General features: G+C 75.0%; 9 protein-coding genes. 4 read left to right on the top strand and 5 right to left on the bottom strand.

What is annotated here, in order from left to right; all coding sequences use genetic code 11:
- The first annotated feature begins 23 nt into the window (after positions 1 to 23).
- From WME83_RS11810 to WME83_RS11795, 4 genes are all read left to right on the top strand, one after another.
- Positions 24 to 2,849 (top strand): hypothetical protein, encoded by a 2,826-nt coding sequence (locus WME83_RS11810; RefSeq protein WP_437319375.1) that lies wholly within the window; start codon positions 24 to 26, stop codon positions 2,847 to 2,849.
- Positions 2,846 to 9,610, top strand: coding sequence for a HEAT repeat domain-containing protein (locus WME83_RS11805; RefSeq protein WP_437319374.1), 6,765 nt, complete (start codon positions 2,846 to 2,848; stop codon positions 9,608 to 9,610). Before WME83_RS11810 ends, WME83_RS11805 begins: the two co-directional genes overlap by 4 nt.
- A complete protein-coding gene (locus WME83_RS11800; RefSeq protein WP_437319373.1) occupies positions 9,607 to 11,487 on the top strand; it encodes an SWIM zinc finger family protein in 1,881 nt (626 codons plus the stop codon). Before WME83_RS11805 ends, WME83_RS11800 begins: the two co-directional genes overlap by 4 nt.
- Positions 11,488 to 11,901: 414 nt before the next feature.
- Complete coding sequence (locus tag WME83_RS11795; protein ID WP_437319372.1) at positions 11,902 to 13,377, top strand: reverse transcriptase family protein; 1,476 nt, start codon at positions 11,902 to 11,904, stop codon at positions 13,375 to 13,377.
- A 62-nt stretch (positions 13,378 to 13,439) separates the two neighbouring features.
- Here the strand turns inward: WME83_RS11795 and WME83_RS11790 are convergent, their stop codons facing one another.
- The 5 genes from WME83_RS11790 to WME83_RS11770 form a co-directional block, all read right to left on the bottom strand.
- Positions 13,440 to 13,889, bottom strand: a complete 450-nt coding sequence (locus WME83_RS11790; protein ID WP_437319371.1) for a hypothetical protein — start codon at positions 13,887 to 13,889, stop codon at positions 13,440 to 13,442.
- Between the two features lie 338 nt (positions 13,890 to 14,227).
- Positions 14,228 to 15,406 (bottom strand): PAS domain-containing protein, encoded by a 1,179-nt coding sequence (locus WME83_RS11785; protein ID WP_437319370.1) that lies wholly within the window; start codon positions 15,404 to 15,406, stop codon positions 14,228 to 14,230.
- Positions 15,407 to 15,633: 227 nt separating this feature from the next.
- Positions 15,634 to 17,121, bottom strand: coding sequence for a hypothetical protein (locus tag WME83_RS11780; protein ID WP_437319369.1), 1,488 nt, complete (start codon positions 17,119 to 17,121; stop codon positions 15,634 to 15,636).
- A 286-nt stretch (positions 17,122 to 17,407) separates the two neighbouring features.
- Positions 17,408 to 21,091: an nSTAND1 domain-containing NTPase gene (locus WME83_RS11775; protein ID WP_437319368.1), complete on the bottom strand. Its 3,684-nt coding sequence runs from the start codon at positions 21,089 to 21,091 to the stop codon at positions 17,408 to 17,410.
- Positions 21,088 to 23,040: a CHAT domain-containing protein gene (locus WME83_RS11770; protein ID WP_437319367.1), complete on the bottom strand. Its 1,953-nt coding sequence runs from the start codon at positions 23,038 to 23,040 to the stop codon at positions 21,088 to 21,090. The genes WME83_RS11775 and WME83_RS11770 overlap by 4 nt, the downstream gene beginning before the upstream one ends.
- Between the last annotated feature and the right edge of the window lie 116 nt (positions 23,041 to 23,156).

Below are 23,156 nucleotides of genomic sequence, written 5' to 3'. Positions count from 1 at the left end.
GCCATCCCGCCGCGGGAGGCGCCTTGGCGAGCTCACCGAACCCGATCGACATCGCGAACGTCAAGCAGCTCGCCGCGAGCGGCTCGCCCGCCCTGGCCGAGATCCTCGAGGCCTACCTCGAGCAGCCGGATCCAGCGCCGGAGGCGCCGCCCCGCGAGGGCGCGCTCACCTTCGCGGCGTTCCTGCAGCTGCTCTCGGTCGCGCAGGGCAGGAGCACCCCCGAGCAGCGGCGCGAGCAGGCGACCGACGCGTGGCGGCGCTTCCTCGCGCAGGTCGACGCCGCGCCGCCGCCGCGGCTCGAGCTCGCCGATCTGCTCGTCCGCATCTACGAGGAGGGCACCGACGCCGGGCGCGGCGCGCTCTGCGACGTCGCGAAGAGCGCGCCGCTCGTCTTCGGCGCGTGGGGCGGGCTCAAGCGCATCTACAAGCTGGCCGAGGCGCGCCTCGACGCGGAGCTCTTCGGCGCGCTCGCCTACCGCTTCGACGCCGAGCTCTCGCGCGGCGGGCGGCGCGAGGTCTCCCGCGGCACCCTGATCTACATGCGCCGCCGCGCGTGGCGCTTCCTGCGCGAGCTCGGCCGGAGCACGCCCGAGCTCTACCCGCAGTTCGCGGTCGAGGTCCTCCGCCACTACACGCCGGACACGTCCTTCCGCGACCTCTGGGTCGCGAACCACATCTGGGCGCACGGCGCGGGCAAGTACGACGGGCGCTCGTTCCACGGCGGCGTCCCGCCGAGCGACATGGTGAAGCACCGCGCCTTCGGCGAGGCGTGGAAGCGCTCGCCCGATCCGCTGATGCTCCTGCTCTCGACCTGCCAGGCCGATCCGCCGGCGCGGTTCGCGATCCAGGGGCTCAAGAAGGACTTCGCCGACGCGCTGCGGAGCGCCGCCACGCCCGCGTGGCTCGCGCGCCTCGCGGCCCGGCCGCTCGCGAGCGCGCACGACTTCCTCATCGAGACGCTGCTCGGCTCGCCGGAGCTCCACCAGAGCAAGCTGCGGAGCCTCGGGCTGCACGACGCCGCGCTCGCGCTGCTCGGCTCGCCGAGCCCCAAGGCGCGCGCGTTCGCGATCGAGTACGCCCGCGCGCACGCGGCGGATCTCGACCCGGAGCGGCTCGCCGCGCTGCTCGCCTCCGAGCACAAGGAGACGCGCGCCTTCGCGGCGTCGGCGCTCCAGGGCAGGACCCCGCGCGCGCTCGGCTTCGCGTTCCTCGGGCGGCTGCTCGAGCACGGCGAGACCGAGGCCTGGGCCGGGAAGGCGCTCGGCGAGAGCTTCGACCGCGCCGAGCTGCCCGAGCCGTTCCTCGTCGACATGATCTACGGCGAGGGCGCGCAGAAGCGGTGGGCCGCCGCTTACTTCAAGGCGAAGTACCGGCCCGGGGAGCTCGGGCCGGCCTTCTGGATCCGCGTGCTCGACGACCCGCGCCACGAGGACGACGATCGCGCGACGGAGATCGCGCTCGACGCGCTCGGCAAGCACCCGGTCGCGGCGATCGGGACGCCGTGGCTGCTCGGCGCGCTCACGCGGAAGCGCATCGGGCGCGCCGTCGCGGCCTGGCTGGAGAAGGCCGACGCCCTGCCCGACCTGACCGCCGAGGGCGTGGAGCGGCTGAAGGGGCTCGTCTTCAGCGCCGAGACGCGCGCGGTCGCGCTCTCGGTGCTCGGCAACCCGAAGATCGTGACCGCGCGGCAGCTCACCCTGCCCTGGCTGCTCGCGCTCGCGCGGCGCGCCGACCCCACGCTGAACGGCTTCGCGCGCCGGTACCTCCTCGCGCACATGAAGCCGCAGGACTTCGACGCGGGGCAGGACGCGAGCGGCCGCGGCGATCGCGAGGCGGGCACCGCGCGGCTGTTCGCGCTCGCCCTCGGCGAGAAGGAGCCCGAGCCGATGCGCGCGTTCGCGCAGACCTACCTGCGGTGCCACCACCCGACGCTCGGGCCCGAGCAGGGCGAGGCCAAGGAGCTCGATCTGAAGCCGGCGCTGAAGCGCTCGGCGTTCACCGCCGAGCGGATCTGGCCCGCGCTCTCCGACAAGCGGGACGACGTCCGGCGCTTCGCCGCGCTGATCACCCGCGCGGAGCTGCGGGCGTGGGGCTACCAGACCCGCGTCTACGAGCTCGCCCACAGCGACGCGAAGGAGGTGCGCAACATCGCCTTCGACGCGCTCCGCAAGGCCGGCGATCCGTCGGCCGATCCGGCGATGACGCTCACGCTCGAGGAGCTCGATCCGGCGCAGGTCTTCGCGCTCACGGAGAGCCTGAAGAAGAGCGCGCGCGAGCTCGGCCTGTCGCTCATCCTGAAGCACTACGCGCGCCTCGGCGGCCCGGAGCGCCTCGGCTGGCTGATGCAGAGCGCCGACCGCGAGGTGCGCCTCTTCGCGGTGCGCATGCTCTGGGAGAAGCACCGGCCGCGCGATCTGCCGCCGGGCTGGCAGCCGCGCCCCGCGCCCGGGAACGCGCGCGGGAAGGAAGAGGCGCCGCGCCCGGCGGCGGGGGAGCCCGAGGACGCGGGCCGGTTCGCCGACGTCGAGGCGCTCCGGACCTTCCTGCGGTACGTGCTCTCCGGCATCCCCGCGGGGCGCTCGCCGGAGCCGGGCGACGACGCGGGCCCGCGGCGGCGCCTGTCCGCGAGCGAGGCCAAGCGGCACGTGATCGAGGTCGTGCGCGATCTCGCGGTCGAGGACGCGGCGTTCGCGGCGCTCGTCGCCCCGGTCATCGCCGAGTTCACCGGGTCGATCGCGAAGGGCGAGTGGCAGGCGTGCCTGGCGGCGCTGATGCGGCTCCGGCGCGCGCACCCGGGGCTCGAGATCGAGGGGCTCGCCGCGCCGGGCGCCGGACAGGAGCGCGCATGAGCCACGCGATCGGCCACTACGAGAAGGTCCGCGCGCTCGCCGCCGGCCCGCGGCTCCTCGCCGTGGGCGGGGTGCGCGCGCCGGCGCCGGGCGGGGCGGGTGGGACGTCGCCCGCGGGATCGCCCGCCGGCGCGAGCCAGGTGACGCTGTTCGATCACGCGGCGAACAAGCCGGTGCGCTCGATCGACGTGCCGGCGCACGTGCTCGGCCTCGCGTTCGCGGGCGACGTGCTCGCCATGGCGTGCTCCGACGGCGCGCTGCGCCTCGTCGCGGGCGGCGCGGCCGAGGCGCAGGCGATTCAGGCGCACCCGGGCGGCGTCACCGCGGTCGCGGCGGCGCCAGGCGGCGCGCGCCTCGCGACCGTCGGCGCCGACGGCGCGCTGCGCGTCTTCCGCGTCGGCGGCGGCGACGGGTCCGCTGCCCCGCCGGCCGGGGCCGCGGCCGAGATCGCGGCGTTCGCGCTCTCGGCGGCGCCGCTCCGCGCCGTCGCCTTCGACCCCGCCGGCGAGCTCGTCGCGGCCGCGGGCGACGACGGCGTCGTCCGCGTGATCACCCTGTCGACCGGCGCCCGCCGCGACATGCCCGGCCACGACGGGCCGGTCGCGGCGCTCGCGTTCACGCCGCGCGACGGGCGGCTCGCGTCGGGCGGCGACGACGGCACCGTGCGGCTCTGGTACCTCGTCGGCGACGTCGAGTGCGAGGTGCGCGGCGCGGACGGGACCGGGCACGCGGGCGGGGTCCGCGCGCTGCTGTGCCTGCCCGCCGCGCCGCCGCAGGACGACGGCAAGGAGGCCGGCGATCGCCTCGTGTCCGCGGGCGCGGACGGCGCGATCCGCGTCCACCGCCTCGAGGACCGGCGCAAGCCGCGCACGCTGGAGACGAGCGCGCTGCCGCTCCACGCGCTCGCGCTCGCGCCCGCCGAGGGCGCCGCCGCGCGCAAGGGGTCGCGCGCGTCCGGCCGCGGTGCGGCGGACGCGAAGGACGGGCTCGGCGCCGTCTTCGCCGCGGGGGACCGGCGCACGGTGTGGCGCTTCCCGATCGACGCGACGGGCGCCCTCGCGGACGGCGCCGCGGAGCTCGCGCACGGCTTCGACGTCCTCGCCCAGGCGCTCTCCGGGGCGCGGCCGGCCCGCGAGGCCGCCGTCAAGACGCTCGCGGCCCTCGACGAGCCCGAGGCGCTCGAGGCCGCGGCGCGCGCGCTCCGGTCGGACCGCGACGCCGAGGTGCGCGCGCTCGCCGCCCGCGAGCTCGGGGCGCGCGGGCGCCGCGGCGCGCGCGCCAAGCTCCGCGAGGCGCTCGACGACGAGCACGCGTCCGTCCGCCTGGCCGCGCTGGAGGCGCTCCGCGCGATCGACCGCGACGCGCCGCTCACCCCGCTCCGCGCGGGGCTCGAGGCGCGCGCGGCGGACGTGCAGCGCCGGGCGCTCGTCGAGCTCGGCAAGCTGCACGGCAGCTCGCCGCTCATCCCGGGGCTCATCGCCGACAAGCTCGCCGCCCGCGACGCGTCGGTCCGGCTCACGGCGCTCGACCAGCTGGAGAAGCTCCACCCGGGCAGCCCGGAGCCGCTCCGCGCCGCGTTCGAGCGCGGCCCGGCCGACCTCCGGGTCGAGGCGCTCATCCGGGCCGCGCTAGAGGGCTGGCTCTCGGCCCCGGCGTTCGCGCCGATCGCGGCGCGCGCGCTCGACGACGAGGACGCCGAGGTGCGCCGCATCGCGTTCGCGGCGAAGGTGATCGAGCGGCGGGCGCTCGCCCACGCGCTCGAGGCGCGCGACGAGGATCTCGGCCGCGCCGCGCTCGACATCGCGCGGCGCGCGGCCGAGGTGCTGCGGCGCGCCCGCGACGGCGGCGAGCCGCCCGCGCCGGACGCGAAGGCCAAGCCGAAGGCGCCCGACGACGCGGACCTGAAGGCCGCGCGCGCCCGGATCCCCGGCGTGGGGAGCCCCGGCGAAGGGCCCGCGGAGCCCGACCTCGAGCCGCTGCTCACCGCGATGGCGTGCCGCACCCCGGACACGGCGGTGCGCGGCGCGCGCGGGCTCGCGCAGCTCGGCGACACGCGCGCCCTCGGCGCGCTGCTGCAGCTCACGCGCGAGCAGGACCCGTCGCTGCGCCGGCAAGCGGTGACCGCGCTCGCCGAGCTCCGGGACACGCGCGCCGAGAAGCGGCTCGTCTGGATGCTCGACGACGCGGACGGCGCGGTGCGCGCCGCGGCGCTCGAGGCGTACGCGCGGCTCGAGCCCTCGGCCCCGCTCGCCGTGGCCGAGGCGTCGCTCCGCTCGTCGCAGGAGGACATCCGCGTCCGCGGGCTCGACCGGCTGGTGGCGCTCGCCGGCGAGGGCAAGGGGCCGAGGCCCCCGGAGGCCGAGGCGCTGCTCGCCGACGCGATCGAGGACGAGTCGCCCAAGGTCCGCCGCGAGGCGTTCCGGACGCTCTGGTCGTGGCACGCCTCGGATCCGCGGACGGCGCTCGACCGCGCCCAGCGCGCGCGCTTCCCCGACCTGCGCCTGCGCGCCGTCGAGGAGCTCAAGGCGCACGGCGAGCAGCCGTGGGCCGCCGAGCGGCTCCAGGCGGCGATCGGCGACCGCGACGACGGCGTGGCCCAGGCCGCGTACGAGGCGGTCGTCAAGCTGCGCGGCAAGGACGCCGCGGAGCCGCACCTCGCCGCGATGGCGTCGATCCACCCGTCGGTCCGCGAGAGCGGCGCCCGCGGGGCCGCGCGCGCGCCGGTGAGCGACGCCGTCCGCAGCGCCCTCGTCCGGCTGCTCGAGGACGACCACGCGGGGCCGCGCACCGCCGCGATCGAGGCGCTCGACAAGCTCCTGCCCGGCGAGGCGGGGCCGCTCCACATCGGCCTCCAGTCGAGCCACCTCGACCTCCGGGTGCGCGCGGCCGAGCTCTGCGCCGCGCGGCGCGACGAGCAGCTGATCAGCCCCATGCGGGCGCTCCTCGCCGACAAAGGCCTCTTCAAAGAGCTCCCGATCCAGATCCTCGGCCCGCTCCGCGCCCGCGCCGCGACCACGCTGGCGACGCTCGGCTCGCCGCGGCTCGTCAAGTACTTCGCCACCGAGCTGCTCAAGGACGACTACCCCGACGTGCGCGAGCAGGCGGCGCGCGGGCTCGCCATGGCCGCCCGCCGCGGCGAGGAGGGCTACCTGCTCGACGCCATGGGCCACGCCGACGTCGCCGTGCGCTCGTGGGCCGCGGACGGGCTGGCGCGGCTCGGCGACGTGCGGGCGCTGCCGGTGCTCACGGGCACGCTGCGCCACGAGCACCCGCCCATCCGCGTCGCGACGATCATGTCGTTCGCGGCGCTCGGGCCCGAGGGCTACGGCGGGATGCTGCAGGGCCTCGAGGACAGCTCGCGCGAGGTCCAGGAGCTCGTCTTCGCGATCGTGCTCGCGCGCGACCTCCGGGCCTTCCGCCGCGGCGATCCGCCGGATCTCCTGACGAGCGCGCTCTCGTCGCAGCGCTCCGACGTGCGCTTCGCCGCGGCGCGCGCGCTGGAGCTGCGCACCGATCTGGAGGCGTACCTCGCCCACCTCATCGAGGTGCTGATGCCCCCGCGCCCCGACGCCGCGGCGCAGCCGGACCGGGATCGCGACGGCGCGGCCGAGGGCGACAAACCCGCCGGCATGAAGGACTGGCCGCCCGAGGTCGCGCGCGGCCGCATCCTCGTCGGGCTCGCCGAGGCGCTCGCCAGCGACAACCCGGAGCAGCGGTACGCCGCCGCGCAGGTGCTCCGCATCCGCCGCAAGCCGGTCGAGTACTTCCGCGAGGCGAAGCGCGTGGCCGCGCTGCGCCCGGCGGGCGCGCCCGTCGCGGCGGACACGACCCCGCGCGCCGCGGAGGAGACCGACACGCGGCCCGCGAAGGGGTGGCTGCGCCGCCTGTTCGCGCAGCTCGCGCAGCCCGGGCAGAAGCAGGGCGACCGGCCGGCCGGCGACGCGGTCCCGGAGGGCGAGCAGCGCCGGCTGCGCTGGCTCGCGTTCGGCGCGTACATGGGCCTGCTCCGGCAGGTCTCGCCGGGCGACGACGAGGCGCACCGGACCCGCCGCGACGCCATCGACCGCATCGTCGACGTCTGCCAGAAGGGCCACGTCAGCAGCACGGCGGCGATCCCGCCGCTCGTCCGGGCGCTCGACGACCCGCACCACCTCGTCCGCAAGGCGGCCTTCGCCGGGCTCAAGGCGCTCTTCCCGGAGGGGGCCGGCGAGCCGCTCGCGCTCGGGCTCGCGTCGGCGTCGGCCGACGTGGCGCGGACCGCGCTCGACGAGATCGCGGCGCGCGGCGACGGCGCCCGGCCCGAGATCGCGCGCGCGCTGAGCTCGCCGCTCGCCGACGTGCGCCGCTACGCCTTCGAGCTGCTCGAGCGGCTCTGCCCCAAGGGCAGCCTCGAGCCGCTGCTCGCCGCGCTCGGCAGCGAGCACGCCGACCTGCGCCTCGGCGTGCTCGAGCGGCTCGCGTCGTCGAGCGATCCGCGCATCGTGCCGGCCCTGTGCCGCGCGATGGAGAGCGACCACGACGATCTCCGCCTGCGCGCGGCGGAGCTCCTCGCCCGCCGCCGCGACGACCGCGCGGTCGACGTGCTCGCGGCGTTCCTGCGCGAGGGCGCGGCGCCGCCGGCGAGCGCGACGCTCGCCCGCGCGCGCGAGGCGCTCGTCGCGCTCGCGAGCGGCGCCGCGGTGCGCGCCCTCGCGGCGCGCATGGACGAGGCCGCCGCGCCGGCGGACCGCGCCGCGCTGGCGCGCGCGCTCGGGAGCGCCCGCAACCCGGAGGCGATCCCCGCCCTCGCGGCGCGCTTCGAGGACGAGGCCCCCGAGGTCCGGGGCGCCGCGTTCAAGGCGTGCCTCGAGATCGTCGACCGCGGGCGCGAGCGCGACAAGCGCGACGCGGCGCGCGCGGTCGCGTTCCTCGCCGCCGCCGCGCGCGCGAAGGACCCGGCGCTCCGCCTCGCCGCGGCGCGCGAGCTCGATCTCGGCGACGACCCCGCGCAGAACGACCTGCTCGTCCCGCTCTTCTCGGACCGCGACCTCCCCACGCGCGTCGCGGCCGTCACCTCGTACGCGAAGCGCGTGAAGGACAAGGGCGCGCCCACCGGCCCGCTCGAGGCGGTGCTGCGCGCCGGCGCGCGCGAGCTCGTGCTGCCGGCCGCCGAGGGCGTGGCCGCGCGGGGCCTCGCGGCGGCGCTGCTGCCGCTCATGCTCGTCGTGCGCGCGGGCGAGCCCGGCGAGCGCGAGCGGGCGCTGCTCGCGCTCGGCACGCTCGGCGACGCCCGCGCGCTGGACGAGCTCGAGGCGGTGGCCGCCGGCGGCACCAAGGAGGCGCCGGTCGAGACGAGCATGCAGGCCGCCGCCACCGAGGCGCTCGGCCGCATCGCCCCGAAGCTCGAGGGCGCCGAGCTCCGCCGGCGCGCCTCGGAGCGCGTCGAGCAGGCGCTCCACGCCGACGCCGTCGACCTCCGCGAGTCGGCGGCGCGGGGCGTGCGCTGGATCGGCGGCGAGCGCGCCCGCGTGCTGCTGGAGGAGCTCGCGCGCGCCGGCGACACGCCCGACCGGCTCCGCCTCGTCGCCGTGAACGAGCTCGGCGAGCTCGGCGACCGCGCGGCCGAGCCCGCCCTCGCGCGCGCGCTCGACGCGCGGAGCGCCGAGGTCCGCAAGGGCGCGCGCAAGGCGCTGGAGAAGCTCTTCCCGGGCGAGCGGACGCGCGTCGAGCTCCTCGCGGTCGCGAGCGAGCACGACGACATCGCCAGCCCGGCGGCGAGCTACCTCGCCGCGGAGGCCGACCCGGCCGAGCTCCTGCCGCGGCTCGCGGCGCTCAAGGACGAGGAGCTCCGGCGGCGCCTCGCCATGGGCCTGCTCCGCCGCGGGTCGCTGCCGGCGGCCGCGCTCCGCGCCATGCTCGAGGACGACCGCGCCCCGGCGCGGCAGGAGGCCGCGCGGCTCATCGCCGCCGGCGCCGTGGACGGCGGTCGAGAGGCCCTCGCCCCGGCGGTCGCCGCGGCGGCGCGGCGCACCGCGGAGCGCTGGTCGGCCGCGCACGGCGACGCGCGCGACGCCGAGGCCGCGGCGTGGCGCGAGCTGCTCTGGGCCGGCGCGCGCGCCGGCGCGACCGCGATGGCGCCCGCGCTCTCGGCGCTCCTCGCGGACGGCGCCGCCCCCGGCGAGGTCCGCCGCGAGGCCGCGCGCGCGCTCGCCGCGCTCGCGACGGCCGCGGGCGGCGCGGCGCCCGCGGGCGCCGCGGACGCCCTCGCGGCGGCCCTCGTGGACATGGACGCCGGCGTGCGCGCCTCCGCGGCGGCCGCGCTCGCCGCGCTCGCGCCGGACGGCGCGGCCGCGCGCGCGGCGGCGGCGCGGCCGTTCGATCCGGTCGCCTTCGGCCCGACGGCGCGCGCCGCCCCGCCCGAGGCGCTCTCGGCGCTCGCGGCGAGCGAGCCGGGCCGGCGCCTCGCGCTGCCGGCGATGCTCGCGCGCGGAGACGCCGCCGCGCTCGCCCCGCTGATCGCGCTCGCCCGGGGCCAGGGCGGCGACGCCGCGGCCCGCCTCGACGCGATCGCCGCGCTCGGCCGCGCCGGCGGCGAGCGCGCGATCGAGGCGCTGGCCGCGCTCGCGTTCGACAAGGCGGCGGCGCCCGACGTCGCCGTCCGCAAGGCCGCGTACCGGGCGTACCGCCGCGCGAAGCGCAGCGCCGCGAACGAGCGCGCGCGGCGGGCTTCGATCACGCGCGCGCCCGCCGAGCCCGGGCCCCCCGACGGAGTCAACGCATGACCGCAGCCCTCGCCCGTCCGATCCACCTCCGGTACGCCGCGCCGAGCGAGCTCGCCGCCGCCCCGCTCCAGTCGAGCGTGCGCCTCTCCCTCGACAGCGCCCGCGGCCCGATCGGCGTGCGCGGCACCCTCCGCGACGCGGCGCTCTTCCGCGACGCGATGGTCACGCTGGCGACGCTCCTGGAGAGCGACCTCCGGTACAAGGGCCGCGATCGCACCGCGTACCTCGCCTACCTGATGAAGCAGGGCAAGAAGGCGACCGCGGCGATCTGGGAGGCGCAGAAGGCGTACCTGGAGGGCGCCCTCGGCGGCGCCGCGGGCCAGGGCGACGGCTCTCCCGGCGCGCGCAAGCCCGCCGGCGCGCTCGATCCGGTGCTCACGGTGCACCCGGACGAGGTCGCGATCGAGGTCTTCTCGCGCGACGAGAGCGCCTATGCCCGGCTCGCCTTCGCGAGCGATCTCTTCGAGGGCCGCGAGGCGGCCCACGGCACCGCCTTCGTCGATCTCTCGCCGCGCATCGTCGAGCAGATCGATCGCCTGCGCGTCTACACGAAGGTCGAGCTCGACGCCGGCGCGTCCCGCGCCCCGGGCGGCGCCGCGCCGTCCATTCCCATCGAGCGCTCGCTCGAGGTCCCGGCCACGTGGCTGCGCGGCTTCCTCCAGGTGCAGTCGGCGGCGACGCTCCCCGCCGTCTCGTGCGAGCTCGCCCCGATCGACCTCTACAACGCCCTCGTCGTGCTCCGCACGCGCAAGGCGAAGAAGCCGCCGCGCGGCCTGCGCTTCGAGCTCGTCCCCGGCAAGCCGCCGCGCCTCATCCTCGAGCCCTGGGAGATCCTCCTCGAGGGCCACGGCCCGCCGTACGAGGGCCCGCCGCGCGTGGTCCGGACCTTCGGCCGGCAGCGGCTGCTCGCGCTCTCGCGCCTCCTGCCGCACGTGCGGGGCGCCCGCGCCGAGCTCCGGGGCCCCGGGCTGCCGGTCTTCTGGGTGCTCGATCTCGGCCGCGCGACGCTGACCGTCGCGCTCACGGGCTGGACCGACGCGAGCTGGGCCAGCGCCGCCTCGTTCGACGCCCTGATGCCCCGCGACGGCGAGCGCGGCGGCGGCGCGCTCGACGCGCTCGCCGGCAGGCAGCTCGCCCTGCTCCGCGAGCGCGGGCCGCTCCCGCTCGCGGCGCTCGCGGCCGGCGCGAGCGCCGAGGACGCCCGCGCGGCGCTCCAGCTCGAGTGCCTGCGCGGCCGCGTGCTCTACGACGTCGCGCGCCGCGTCTACCGCCCGCGCGAGCTCTTCGCCGAGCCGGTCGACGAGCGCGAGATCCGCTACAGCTCGCCCCGCGAGGCCGCGGCCCACCGCCTGCTCGCCGCGCCGGGCGCGGTGCGGCCGACCAAGGTGCACGAGATCGCCGGCGAGGGGACGGAGATCCACGGCGAGGTCGCGGACCGGGAGGCGCACCGCGGCTTCTCGCCCCGGTTCACGGTGGATCTCGAGGGCCGCGTCTCGGACGCGTGGTGCAGCTGCCCCACGTTCCGCCGGAGCGGCCTCCGGGAGGGGCCGTGCGAGCACATGATCGCGCTCCGCGTCGCCTACGCCCGCGAGCGCGCCGCGCGGGACGCCCAGCGAACGACGGCCGAGGGGCGGGCGCTCATCCGCGCCGAGACGCGCACCTACGTGCGCCGCGAGGCCTCGGGCGCGGAGGTGGTCTACCGTGTCTCGCTGGACGACCGTGTCGTGCACCTGTCGTGGGGCACGCGCGGCAAGGATGACCCTCGCCATCAGCGCATTTGGTTTGACACGGACGGCGAAGCGCGCGACGCGTATTTCAAGCGCCTGGATGCGTTAACATCGTCGGGGTTCGTCGACGCCGAGGCGTCGTCGGCGTGACGAAGGGGGAAGGAGGTCTCAGCCAACGTCAGATTGCGTCGTGTTGCCAGGAGAGGTTCTGAACGCACCAGCCTCCGCGCCTCGAGCGCAGGAGCGGCGTCGCGCCGCTCTGGAGGAACCGCCAGTCACTCTCCGCAAGGTAGCCTGTTCTTGGTTCTCTTCGGCTAGACCAGCGCTACGGCGCCGGGAGAGCTGAGACAACCTCGAGACCGCCGTTTCTCCCGGCGCCGTAGCGCTGGTCTAGCCGGAGAACCGGTGAGGCTACCGTGCCCCATGGGTAGAAGGTGATGCGCTCGGGGCCTCTCTTGGCGACATGAACCCGCGACCGGCGAAGGGCGATCCTGCCGCGCGCCGAGCTCGACGCCGGCCGCTGGCCGCTTCCCTCGTGCTTCACAGCCGCGCTTCCACCGAGACATGACCGCGAAGATCGACGCGACCGTCCCCGCCCGAGCCCCCGTCGTTCTCCCCCTCGCGACGCCGCCCGCGCCCGTCGCGGCGGCCCGCGGCGGCGCCGAGGAGCGCCGCCTCGCCCACGAGGAGCGCGTCGCCCGCTGGAAGGCGATCGCCGAGGCGGGCGGGATCGACGCGTGGGTGAGCGCGGAGCTCGTCGCGCGCGGCGCCGTCGCGACCGGCGATCCCAAGGCGATGTCGGACCGGGAGCGCGCCCAGTGGAAGGAGCGCAAGAAGGTCGAGGCCCGGGAGCGCCGCGCGCTGCGCCGCCTCGCCTGGCAGGCGTACCTCGCCACGCACATCAACCACCTCGGCGCCGGCGTGCACTTCCGCGATCGCGGAGGGCCGGACGCCTTCGACGTCCCGGGCCTCGCCGAGCGCGCGCGGTCGCGCGGCCTGCCCGACCTGCCTTCCGCGGGCGAGCTCGCGAGCGCGCTCGGGCTGTCGATCCCGCGGCTCCGCTGGCTCGCGTACCACCGCGAGGTCGACACCGGCACGCATTACCGGCGCTGGCTGATCCCGAAGCGCGACGGCAGCGCGCGGACCATCTCGTCTCCGAAGCGGGAGCTCAAGCGCGCGCAGCGCTGGGCGCTCCGCCATCTGTTCGAGAAGCTCCCGGTCCACGCCGCGGCGCACGGCTTCCTCGCGAGCCGCTCCATCGTCACGAACGCGGCGGCGCACGCCGGCGCCGACACGATCGTCAAGATCGATATCAAGGACTTCTTCCCGACGATCACGTGGCGCCGCGTGCGCGGCCTGCTCCGCAAGGCGGGGGTGGCCGAGGGTCCGGCGACGCTCGTCGCGCTGCTCGCGACGGAGGCGCCGCGCGAGGTCGTGCAGTTCCGGGGGCAGACGCTCCACGTGGCGACCGGCCCGCGCGTGCTCCCGCAGGGCGCGCCCACCTCTCCTGCGATCACGAACGCGATCTGCCTGCGGCTCGATCGGCGCGTGTCCGGGCTCGCGCGCAAGCTGGGGTTCCGCTACACGCGGTATGCGGACGATCTCACCTTCTCTTTCCGCGCGCCCGAGGCGCCCGATGCGCCCGGGCTCGCTGGCGCCGCGCGGCCCCGCGCGCCGGTGGGCGCGCTGCTCCGGGGCGTCCGGGAGATCTTGAGCGCGGAGGGCTTCCGGCTGCACCCGGGCAAGACCGTGGTGATGCGCAAGGGCAGCCGCCAGAAGGTGACGGGCCTCGTCGTCAACGGCGCGGGCGAGGCCGTCCCGGCGGCGCGGGTCCCGCGCGAGCGCGTGCGCGCGCTGCGCGCGGCGATCCGCAACCGCGAGCTGGGGAGGCCCGGCAAGGGGGAGACGCTCGCGCAGCTCAAGGGGCTCGCGGCGTTCGTGTACATGACGGATCCGGTCCGGGGACGCGCGTTCCTCGGGCGCATCGAGGCGCTCGAGCGGAATCCGCCGGCGCCGCCCGATGGGGAATCCGGGCGGTAGCCGGGCCAGGCAGCCAGTTCAGAGCGCCACGCGGGCGCTAGCCAGAGCGGGCAGCGAGAGGGCTACTGTCGCTCCATCCTGAGCAGCGTGACGTCCCCCGCGTCCCTGGCGATCGCTGTCCCCCGCTGCCCCTGCGCCGTCAGCACCCAGTCGAAGACGCTGACGCCGCCGGACGAGTCGACCGTGGTGAAGGTGCCCGTGCCGTCCTGGTCCAGCGTCCATGTACCGGTAAAGGTATCGGTGAAGTACGTACCCTCGAGATTCCCCGATTCCGTGGCGGTGAGCGTCCCATTGCGGTGGAATGTAATGGTCCCATTCGCCACGAAATTGCCCTGCCCGACGATGGTGCCGGAGGCGTCCCAGCCGAAGCGGCCCTGAAAGCCGCCGCCCCTGCGCTCGGACGCCGCAGGCTCCTTCGCGTGAGCGATCCCGGCGCCGCGCTGCTCCACGTCGAGGAAGCACGCGCCTGTCAGCAGACCAACGATCGCCAGCCTTACCAACGACTTTTTCATGTTGCACCTCCACTCTCGGCTTTCGCGGAGCGGGTATGTCGAGATGGTCCGATGAGGGGGCACAGGCCCCCTCGATCCGAGCGCTTGCGTCTCCGCGCCTTCGGCGTGCCCAGAGGGGTCATGACCCGAGGGACGCCGCGAGCATCGAGCACCCAAGTCTCGGTATCTGATCGAGGTTACGGGCCGGCGGGCTCAGCTGTCAACACCGAGGGCACGCTCACGACGAAACCCGCTCGAATGTCGGAGCCCGAACAAATCTGCGCGCCTCTACGCTCCCCGCGGGCGCGCCAAAAGGAGCTCGAAGCGCCGATGGGGGCGCGCCGCGCGACCTCACGGGCTCAGCTCCGGGTCGAGAAGAGGCGGATCGCGTCTTTCGGGGTGCGCATCGTGACCATGCTCGAGAGATCGATGCCCAGCGAGGTCATCGTCTGCGCGACCGCGGGCTGGATCCCCGTGATCGCGGCGCGCGCGCCGAGCAGGCCTATCGCGCGGACGATGCCGACGAGCCGGTCGGCGGTGCGCGTGTCCATCGCCTCGAGCGCCGAGAGATCGATCACCACGCTGCGCACGTGCCGCGTCGCGATGGCGTCGAGCAGGCGCTCGGTGAGCATGGCCGTCCGCTCTTCATCCATGGCGCCGATGAGCGGCACGCCGACGATGCCGTCGGCGACCTCCAGGATGGGCGCGGAGAGCGCGAGGATTTGCCGGTGCTGCGCCTGGATGACGGCGAGCCTCCGATCGAGCTCGGCGGCGAGCGCCGATTTCTCGTCCGCCTCGCGCCGGGCCGCCGCGGCCATTGTCTGCAGCTCGCGCGCCGAGCGCTGGAGCGCCTCCTGGGCGCGCTGGCGCTCGGAGACATCCACGCTGAAGCAGGCGACCTGCACCTCGCCGCTCGTGCGGACGATCGGCTTCTTGACGGTCTCGTACCAGTGCACCTCGCCGTTCGGCCGCGTCTCCTTCTCCTCGATGACCGCGGGCTGCCGCGTGTCGATGACCTGCCGGTCGACGCTGGCGAACCCTGCCGCCTCCTCCGCGCTCGCGGTGAGCTCGTGCTGGGACGCGTGGACGACCTGCTCCGGCGTCATGCCGTAGCAGTCCGCGAGCGCGCGGTTCGCCATGACGTAACGGCTGCGCCGGTCCTTGATGAACATGAGGCTGGGCGCGAGGTCGATGAAGCTCCGCAGGAGCTCCACCTCCTCGGCGAGCTCCTCCTCGCGGCGGCGCGGCGCCGCCCCGTCCTGCGCGCGCGCGTGCACGAAGACGAGCGGCCCTCCCTCGGCCCTCGCGCAGCGCAGGAACGTCCAGCGCTGCGGGCCCGATCCATTCCCCGCCCCCGCGTCGATCTCCATCCGGCGCTGCGCCCCTCCGAGCACCGCGCGCGCCGCCTCCTCGGCCTGCGGCGCGAGGACCGGCGCCGCCCCGAAGGCGTGGCGCCATGCCGCGTTGACCTCTCGCAGCTGCAGGGTCGCGTCGAGCACCGCGAGCGGCTCAGGAAAAGCGTCCAAGTCTGCGCGCATGCGCACCTCCGTGGCGGCCGGTGCGACGCTGCAGACGCACCGTGTCGACAGCGACGACGATGCCTGTACGACGCGCGGTTGTCTACGGCGTCCGCCGGTGTGATGTCGTGATCACAGGCACCGTCCCGGGCGCTTCATCCATTCAATCTAGGAGCTTGTTCGTCCGCTCCGCAACGAGGGTGTCCGGGTCGCTCGCCAGCTGTGAAGCCAGTCTCGGACCTGAAGGCCTAAGGATGGTTGGTCGGCGCACTGCCCTTCAGGGGCAGCCGCGCCGCCGGATCGCCGAGCAGCACGTAGCCGCGCAGATCGTTGCGGAGCATGAATGCGCGGCTGCGGTGGGTGGGCTCGACCGGGGAAGGCCGGTTCCATGCGCGCGCGTCCTCTTCGGCCTGATAGCCCGCGATCAGCTCGTCGTTGGCCTCGCGGTACGAGCGCATCAGGGCGTCGAGCGCCACGCCGGCGCGGCTGCCGCGGGCGGTCGCCTGGAGGCTGCTGAAGATCCGGGAGGCGCGGCTCTGCGCCGCCCGGGCCGGGTCGACGAAGCTGTAGGTCCAGGCGAGATCCAGGTGCCCGATCACCGCGAGCGGCCCGTCGGGGTTGCGGAGCGCGGCCTGCGGCAGCGCGGCGAGGAACGGGCGCTCGCCGTCGCGGGGCAGGCTCGCCAGCACGCGCCGGGCCTGGCCGGCATAGGCGCCCTCGCGCGCGAGGAGGGAGAGCCAGGGGTAGAACGCGCTCTGCTCGGGCGTCCCGGCCCCGAAGCAGGCCAGACAGAACCACAGGCCGCCCGGGAGGAAGGGGGCGCTCTGGAGCCTCTCCGCCGTGAGCAGCGCCTCGGGGCCCCCGCATGCGCCCACGAGCAGCGCGCCCTGGAGCGCGCGCTGCTGTTCGACGGCGGCCCACCCGGCGCTGGGCCGGCCGAGCCCGTGGCTCACGGACAGGAGCACGGAGGGCCTCGCGGTGCTCCCCGCGCGGAGCAGGTCGTCCGCGGTCTCGGCGCTCGGGATCTCGACCACGTTCGCGGCCGGGGAGCGCCGCCGGCCCGGCTTCCGGGCCATTGCGATGCAGGGATCGACGAGCAGGCTGCGCCCCAGCTCGGTCGCGGCGGTGCCGTCCTCCGCGACGTAGAACAGGGCGTCGGGCTGGTCGTGGTCTGTCGGGGTTTCGGCCCAGCGCACGACCTTCTCCGCGTAGGCGGCATAGCCGGCGAGATCCGGCCGGCCGTCTGCGCCTGCGACGTGGAGGCGGCCGACGAAGCTGCCGTTCGCGAGGACGTGCTGGAGGTCGGCGGAGATCTGGTCCAGATCGCCGAGGAGGAGCAGGTACCGCGGCCTCTCTTCCTCGGGGACGCGCTCGCCGCGCAGCACCTCGTTCTTCCACCGGAGCGACTCGGCCGTGCCCATGTCGGGCCTGACGCGGTAGGGCTCGACCTTCGCCCCTTGCTCGGCCTCGCGCAGGCGGAGGAGCGGAGTGATCGCCTCGATCGCCTGGTCGCCCAGGGCGCCCTCGGGCGCGATCACCGACCAGCGCTGGAGCTCGAGATCGTTGGGGTCCGCGTCGGGCATCTCGAGCGAGAACGCGTCCACGGCCCGCGAGGTCTTCTCCGGCTTCGGCGCGCTGCCCGCCGCGATCTCGGGCAGGCCCGCCGCGAGGGTGGGGCGGAGCTCGATGGCGTCCGCGAGCAAGAGCTCGAAGGTGCTGGGGGCGGCAGCGGTCATATGGGCCGCAGGGTGCCAGGGGTGTGATGGAGGGTCAACGCGACGGGTCGGCGGCATGCCGAGGGGGCCGTGTCCATTCATTATTTTTCGATGCCACGCGCGGAGGAGGGGCCAGAGCGGGAGGAGCGCGCGGGCGGCGGTGTCCTCGATGGACAGAATCGGCCCATCGAACGTCGTGTTGCCGAGGCCGTCGGCGGCGACCTTGCCGGTCTGGCTGGCTGGCGGCGCCCCTGTTCCTTCCGATGGCCCCTCGCGGTAGAGTGACGCTATCAGGCATTTGAGCTGTTCACGGCGGGTCAACCTCCGGGTAGAACGGCGTCCGGCCGTAGGAGCGCTCGCAGGACTCGTATCCCTTCCGGGCGGCCTCATCGCTCTCGTCGAGGTAAGTTCGGCGCATTTCAGGGGAGAGGCAATCGGTGGTGGCAGCGCGGAGGCTCTGCTGAAGGGCTTGCGCAGAGATGGCCCACACCCGCGCCGTCTTGTCGACCGACGCGGTGACCACACGCTGCCCGTCGGCGCTGAACTCTGCCGATGTAACCTCGGCCTCGTGGCCCCTGAGCACGACGGGCGTCCTGCTGCCGTCCGCGTTCCACACCCGCGCCGTCTTGTCGAAGGAAGCGGTGACCACACGCCGCCCGTCGGCGCTGAACTCTGCCGAGTTGACCCCGCGCTCGTGTCCCATGAGCACGACGGGCGTCCCGCTGCCGTCCGCGTTCCACACCCGCGCCGTCTTGTCGAAGGAAGCGGTGACCACACGCTGCCCGTCCGCGCTGAACGCTGTCGACCAAACCTCGGCCTCGTGGCCCCTGAGCACGACGGGCGTACCGCTGCCGTCTGCGTTCCACACGCGCGCCGTCTTATCGAAGGAGGCGGTGAGGACACGCCTACCGTCGGCGCTGAACTCTGCCGATACAACCTCGGCCTCGTGGCCCCTGAGCACGACGGGCGTCCCGCTGCCGTTCGCGTTCCACACCCGCGCCGTCTTGTCGCCCGATGCGGTGATCACACGCTGCCCGTCGGCGCTGAACGCCGCCGATAGAACCGCGGCCTCGTGGCCCCTGAGCACGACGGGCGTCCCGCTGCCGTCCGCGTTCCACACCCGCGCCGTTTTATCCAATGACGAGGTAACAACACGCTGTCCATCGGCGCCCAATGCCGCCGACAAGACCGCGGCCTCGTGGCCCCTGAGCACGACGGGCGTACCGCCGCCGTCCGCATTCCACACCCGCGCGGTCTCATCGCCCGCCGTGACCACACGCTTGCCGTCGGCGCTGAACACTGCCGATAGAACCCCGACGTCGTGCCCCCTGAGCACGACGGGCCTCTCGCTGCCATCCGCGCTCCAGACACGCGCCGTTTTATCCAGCGACGCGGTGACCACACGTTGCCCATCGGCGCTGAACACTGCGGACCGAACTTGGTGCTCATGGCCTCTGATCACGACGGGCGCTCCGCTGCCGTCCGCATTCCACACCCGCGCCGTCTTATCGCCCGACGCGGTGACCACCCGCTGCCCGTCGGCGCTGAACACCGCCGATAGAACCCAGCCGTCGTGGCCACTGAGCACGACGGGCGTCCCGCTGCCATCCGCGTTCCACACCCGTGCCGTCATGTCGAACGACGCAGTAACGACACGCTTTCCGTCGGCGCTGAGCACTGCCGATGGAACCCAACCCTCGTGCCCCCTGAGCACGACGGGCGTTCCGCTGCCGTCCGCGTTCCACACCCGCGCCGTCTTATCGCCCGCAGAAACCACATATCTTCCATCCCTGCTAAACGTCGCCCATGAAACCCCGTCCTCATGGCCCCTGAGCACCACGGGCGTCCCGCTGCCATCCGCGTTCCACACCCGCACCGTCTTATCGCCCGACGCGCTGACCACCCGCTGCCCGTCCTCGCTAAACGTCGCCGATGAAACCCCGTCCTCATGGCCCCTGAGCACCACGGGCGTCCCGCTGCCATCCGCGTTCCATACCCGCGCCGTCTTATCGCCCGACGCGGTGACCACCCGTTTTCCATCTCTTCTGAATTCTACCGACCAAACCCCGTCCTCATGACCCCTGAGCACGACGGGCGTCCCGCTGCCGTCCGCGTTCCATACCCGCGCCGTCTTGTCGCCCGACGCGGTGACCACCCGCTGCCCGTCGGCGCTGAACGCCGCCGATAGAACCCGGTCCTCGTGGCCCCTGAGCACGACGGGCGTCCCGCTGCCGTCCGCGTTCCACACCCGCGCCGTCTTGTCGCCCGACGCGGTGACCACCCGCTGCCCGTCGGCGCTGAACACTGCCGATAGGACCTCGCCCTCGTGGCCCCTGAGCACGACGGGTGTCCCGCTGCCGTCCGCGTTCCACACCCGCGCCGTCTTGTCGCCCGACGCGGTGACGATGCGACGGTCATCGGCGCTCAAGCGGGCGGACAAAACCGGACCTCGATGGCCGCGCATGGTCAGCGTTGGAATACCCAGGTCCAGCACGTCACGCGCAACGTCGGTCCACCCCCGCACGTCGCCCGGCTCGCCTACCTCGAGGAGCAGCTTCGCTGCGGACGCCGGCTGTCCTTTCGCCAGGAGCTCACGAACTCCGGCCATCAACGAAGAGACCCGCGCTCGCGCCGCCTGGGCCGCAGCCTCCCGCTGCGCTGCCTTCGCAGTACTCTCTGACTGCCGCGCGACGTCTTCCGCGCGCCGCGCCGCGTCTCGCTGCCGTAACGCCCAAACGACGAGAACCGTCATCACGGCCGCCACCGCAACCGCGACCACCGCAATCGACCCCAGCGTCCGCCGCGCCGCCCGCTCCCGGGCGCTCCTCTGGTTTTCTTCTTCTCTCCGTTTCTTCGCCTCCTCTTCCCGCTCGCGCTCCTGCCGCCGCTGGAACACCCGGCCGGCGAGCCAATCGTGCCCGAGCTCGAAGTATCGACTCCCCTGGTGCTCCTCTGCGTGCAGCACCGCCGCCCGCTCCAGGTGGCCTAGCACCTCGGTCGCAGCTCCTGCCGGCAGTACCCCACGCGCCTCCTGCTCCGTCAGCAACCTCCGGTGTCCCGCGCGGTCGACGAGGTGCTCCTCGAGCAGATGGCGTGCCGCCCCGCTCAGAATCCCGAGCCCCTCCACCGTGGCCTCCAGGTACCGGTGCAGGATCGACTCCGCCTCCACAGCCCCGGCCTCGCGGCCTCGCCCCGCCGCCCGTTCCTCCCACAGCGCCCGGCAAACGATCTGCCCGAACGCGGCCTGCACGTCGGAATCCTCCGAGGCGGGCGATCCGGGCATCCTCACCTCCAGCATCAGCGCACACACTTGCTCCTCGGACCAGTGCTGGCGCGGCCGTCCCTCCTCCGCCGCCCGGCAGACGGATCGAACCATCTCCCCCACCGAGAGCGGCCCCAGCCGGAAACCGTGCTCGAGCAGCTCGCGCCGTCCCCTCGCCCGATCCCGGAACCGCCCCAGGTAATCCTCCCGGAGTGAGAGCGCGATCTGTAGCCCCCAAATGGGCTTCTGCGCCAGCCGATCGACGGCATCGATCACGGCGATCGCCTCGTCCGCATCTCGTCCCGGAAAGAGCAGCTGCTCAAGCTGATCCAAATAGACCAGGATCGGCCGCTCGCTCCGTCGCTCGGCCAGGCTCACCGCGTGCTCGAGCACCTGCCCTGGGCTCATCTGCGGCGGCACCGTTCCGAGCTCTAGATCGTTGAAGAGCGCACGCACCAGCCATGAGAGCGGAGTCGCTCCGGGCGGCCAGCCATCGATGCGCACGACCCGAAAGCCGTGCGCCTCCTCCAGGAGCGGGATCACCCCCGCTTGCATCAACGACGACTTTCCAGCCCCGGAGGGCCCGAACACCGTCGTACACGGACGAGCCATCAGCCGGCGCGCGAGCTTCCTCGTGAGCTCCTCCCGGCCGAAGAAGTACCCACGATCCGCGGCGCGGTACGGCTGCGGGCCCGGAAAGGGGTTGTGCGGCGTGCTCCCCTCGCTCATCGGCTGTTGCTCCCTGTTCGCCCGAGCGCTTCCAGCCAGTCAACGACGTCATCGCCGCTCGCCGCAACGACCCCCATCCCGGCTCTCCCCGGCAAGCTCACGCCCTTTTCCCAGAGCTCCCGCTCGGCGTCATCGGACTCGATCAAGGCAAGGCTCCCTCGCGGCACCGGCCGCCGGCCGAAGAGGCGGTGCAGCAGCATCCGGTGGTGCCAGGTCGTCAGCGACATCCCCGCGATCAAAGCCGGCCGGCTGTTCAGCGTGCTCAGGATCTCGTCGGCCAAGTCGCGCGGCAGCGCGCTCTCGAGGTCGCGGAAGCCGAGCAGGTAGTCGTCCTCGGTGAGCAGCGGCCGGGTGAAGATCTGCTCCGGCGTGTACCCGCGGTAGAGCCGGACCAGCAGGATCTCCCGCTCCAGATCGACCGACGCGGGCGGCGCCTCCAGCGCCTCCCACTCGCCGCCGGACGCGCGCCGCAGCACCAGCGTGCTCTCCTCGTCGGGCTGGATCACGTGGATCGTCCTCTCCGGCTGCTGCTCCGCGAGCGCGATCTCCAGCAGCGGGCTGCGGAGCAGCGTCGCGTGCGCCCCGGGGCCGAGGGCGCGCGCCAGCGCCTTGATGACGGGCGGAGCCTCCGCGCCGGCGCGAAACGCGCGCTGGAACTCGGCGCCCAGCTTGTCGGCCCCGCGGCGGAGCGCGTACCGCTGCGCCAGCGCGCTCATCGGCAGTCCGGCGGGCGGCGGCTCGGACCCCTTCGCGAGCTCGGTCCGGAGCTTGTCGCGAAATCGGTCGAGCGCGGCGCGGTCGGCCCTCCACCGATCGCCGAGCAGCAGCGAGAACGGCCGCGAGACGATCCGCGCGAGGCCGGGGTCGATCGCCCTCGCCGCGTCGCTCACCGCCGGCGCGAGCACCGCTGGCGGAGCCACCTTGCGCCCTTTGAAATCGAACAGCACCCCGTCCGGCCCCCGGAGGACCACGACCGGTGAGAACGCCTCGGCGCTGCCCTCGAACTCGGCGAGGATCGCCCGCCGCGCCTCGCTCACGGCGCGCGCGACGTCCCCCTTGCCGAGGCTCGCGCCGGCGAGCGCGCGGTGGAGCTGCGCCGAGAACGCCCTGGCGACGTCGGCCTGGACCGGCCAGAGGTGCGCGACCACCGCGTCCGCGCCGGCCCGCGCGAGGATCTCCGCGGCAGACGCGAACGCCGCCGGCCGCGCCCCCTCGCACGCCTCGAGCACCACGAGCCGGAGGAAGCTGCGGAAGCCGGCCGCGAGCTGCTGCCCGAGGAGCTCGACCGGCAGCCAGCGCTCGTCGCCGTCCGCGTCCGCGAGCCGCAGGACGGGGACGCCGTCCTGCACCCCTCCGTGGCCGACGAAATGGAGCACGTGCGGGATCGGCTCGCAGCGCAGGCGATCGAAGAGCCAGGGCAGCTGCGCGGCCTGCCCCGCGATCGGCGCCAGCCACTCGACCTCGCCCGCGGCGATCGGGCCGGCGAGCGCCTCCTTGAGCCGCGCGAGCGCGGCGCCGCCGGCAGGCGCGATCGCGAGCACGCGCACCGCGCCGCGCACCTCGCGCGGCTGCCACGGCTCGTTGCTCCTGACGCCGCGCACGGGCAGCAGATCCGGCGACGTCCCCCAATGGCGCATCGCCCCGCCCGGCGCGGCGAGCGCCTCCCAGGGGACCTCTTGCAGCCCGGGATCGCCGATCGCGAGGCGCACGAGGAGCGGCCCGCCCGCGGCCTCGCCGAGGCGCGCCCGGAGGTCGTCGATCCCGTCGCGGAGCACGGCGCCGTGGAGCGCCTGCGCCATCCGCGCGAGGCGCTCCTCCAGCGGCCGCCCGCGCGCGGCCGCCTGGCGAACGTCGCTCGCGAAGCTGCGGAGCTGCGCTGCGCCCAGCTCCGGACCGAGCGCGTGAGGCGCCGTCTGCTCCCCCCGGCTGCCGCGAGCAGAAGCCCGCACCTCGGCTCCGCTGCTCTCGAGCGCGACCTCCATCCACACACCGGATGCCCCGGGCCTCTGCATGCGAGCGAGATTACCTGGTCCGCGCTCCTCTTCGCCTCGGGCGCGCTCCGCGT

The organism is Sorangium sp. So ce385 (genome assembly GCF_051474135.1).
Taxonomy (GTDB): Bacteria; Myxococcota_A; Polyangia; order Polyangiales; family Polyangiaceae; genus Sorangium; species Sorangium cellulosum_D.
The sequence above is the reverse complement of the archived record's forward strand: the minus strand, read 5'-3'. Positions and strand labels throughout refer to the sequence as shown.

Coding starts and splice junctions, on each gene's coding strand:
- WME83_RS11805 (WP_437319374.1), top strand. CDS start 2,846: ATGAGCCACGCGATCGGCCACTACGAGAAGGTCCGCGCGCTCGCCGCC.
- WME83_RS11800 (WP_437319373.1), top strand. CDS start 9,607: ATGACCGCAGCCCTCGCCCGTCCGATCCACCTCCGGTACGCCGCGCCG.
- WME83_RS11795 (WP_437319372.1), top strand. CDS start 11,902: ATGACCGCGAAGATCGACGCGACCGTCCCCGCCCGAGCCCCCGTCGTT.
- WME83_RS11790 (WP_437319371.1), bottom strand. CDS start 13,889: ATGAAAAAGTCGTTGGTAAGGCTGGCGATCGTTGGTCTGCTGACAGGC.
- WME83_RS11785 (WP_437319370.1), bottom strand. CDS start 15,406: ATGCGCGCAGACTTGGACGCTTTTCCTGAGCCGCTCGCGGTGCTCGAC.
- WME83_RS11780 (WP_437319369.1), bottom strand. CDS start 17,121: ATGACCGCTGCCGCCCCCAGCACCTTCGAGCTCTTGCTCGCGGACGCC.
- WME83_RS11775 (WP_437319368.1), bottom strand. CDS start 21,091: ATGAGCGAGGGGAGCACGCCGCACAACCCCTTTCCGGGCCCGCAGCCG.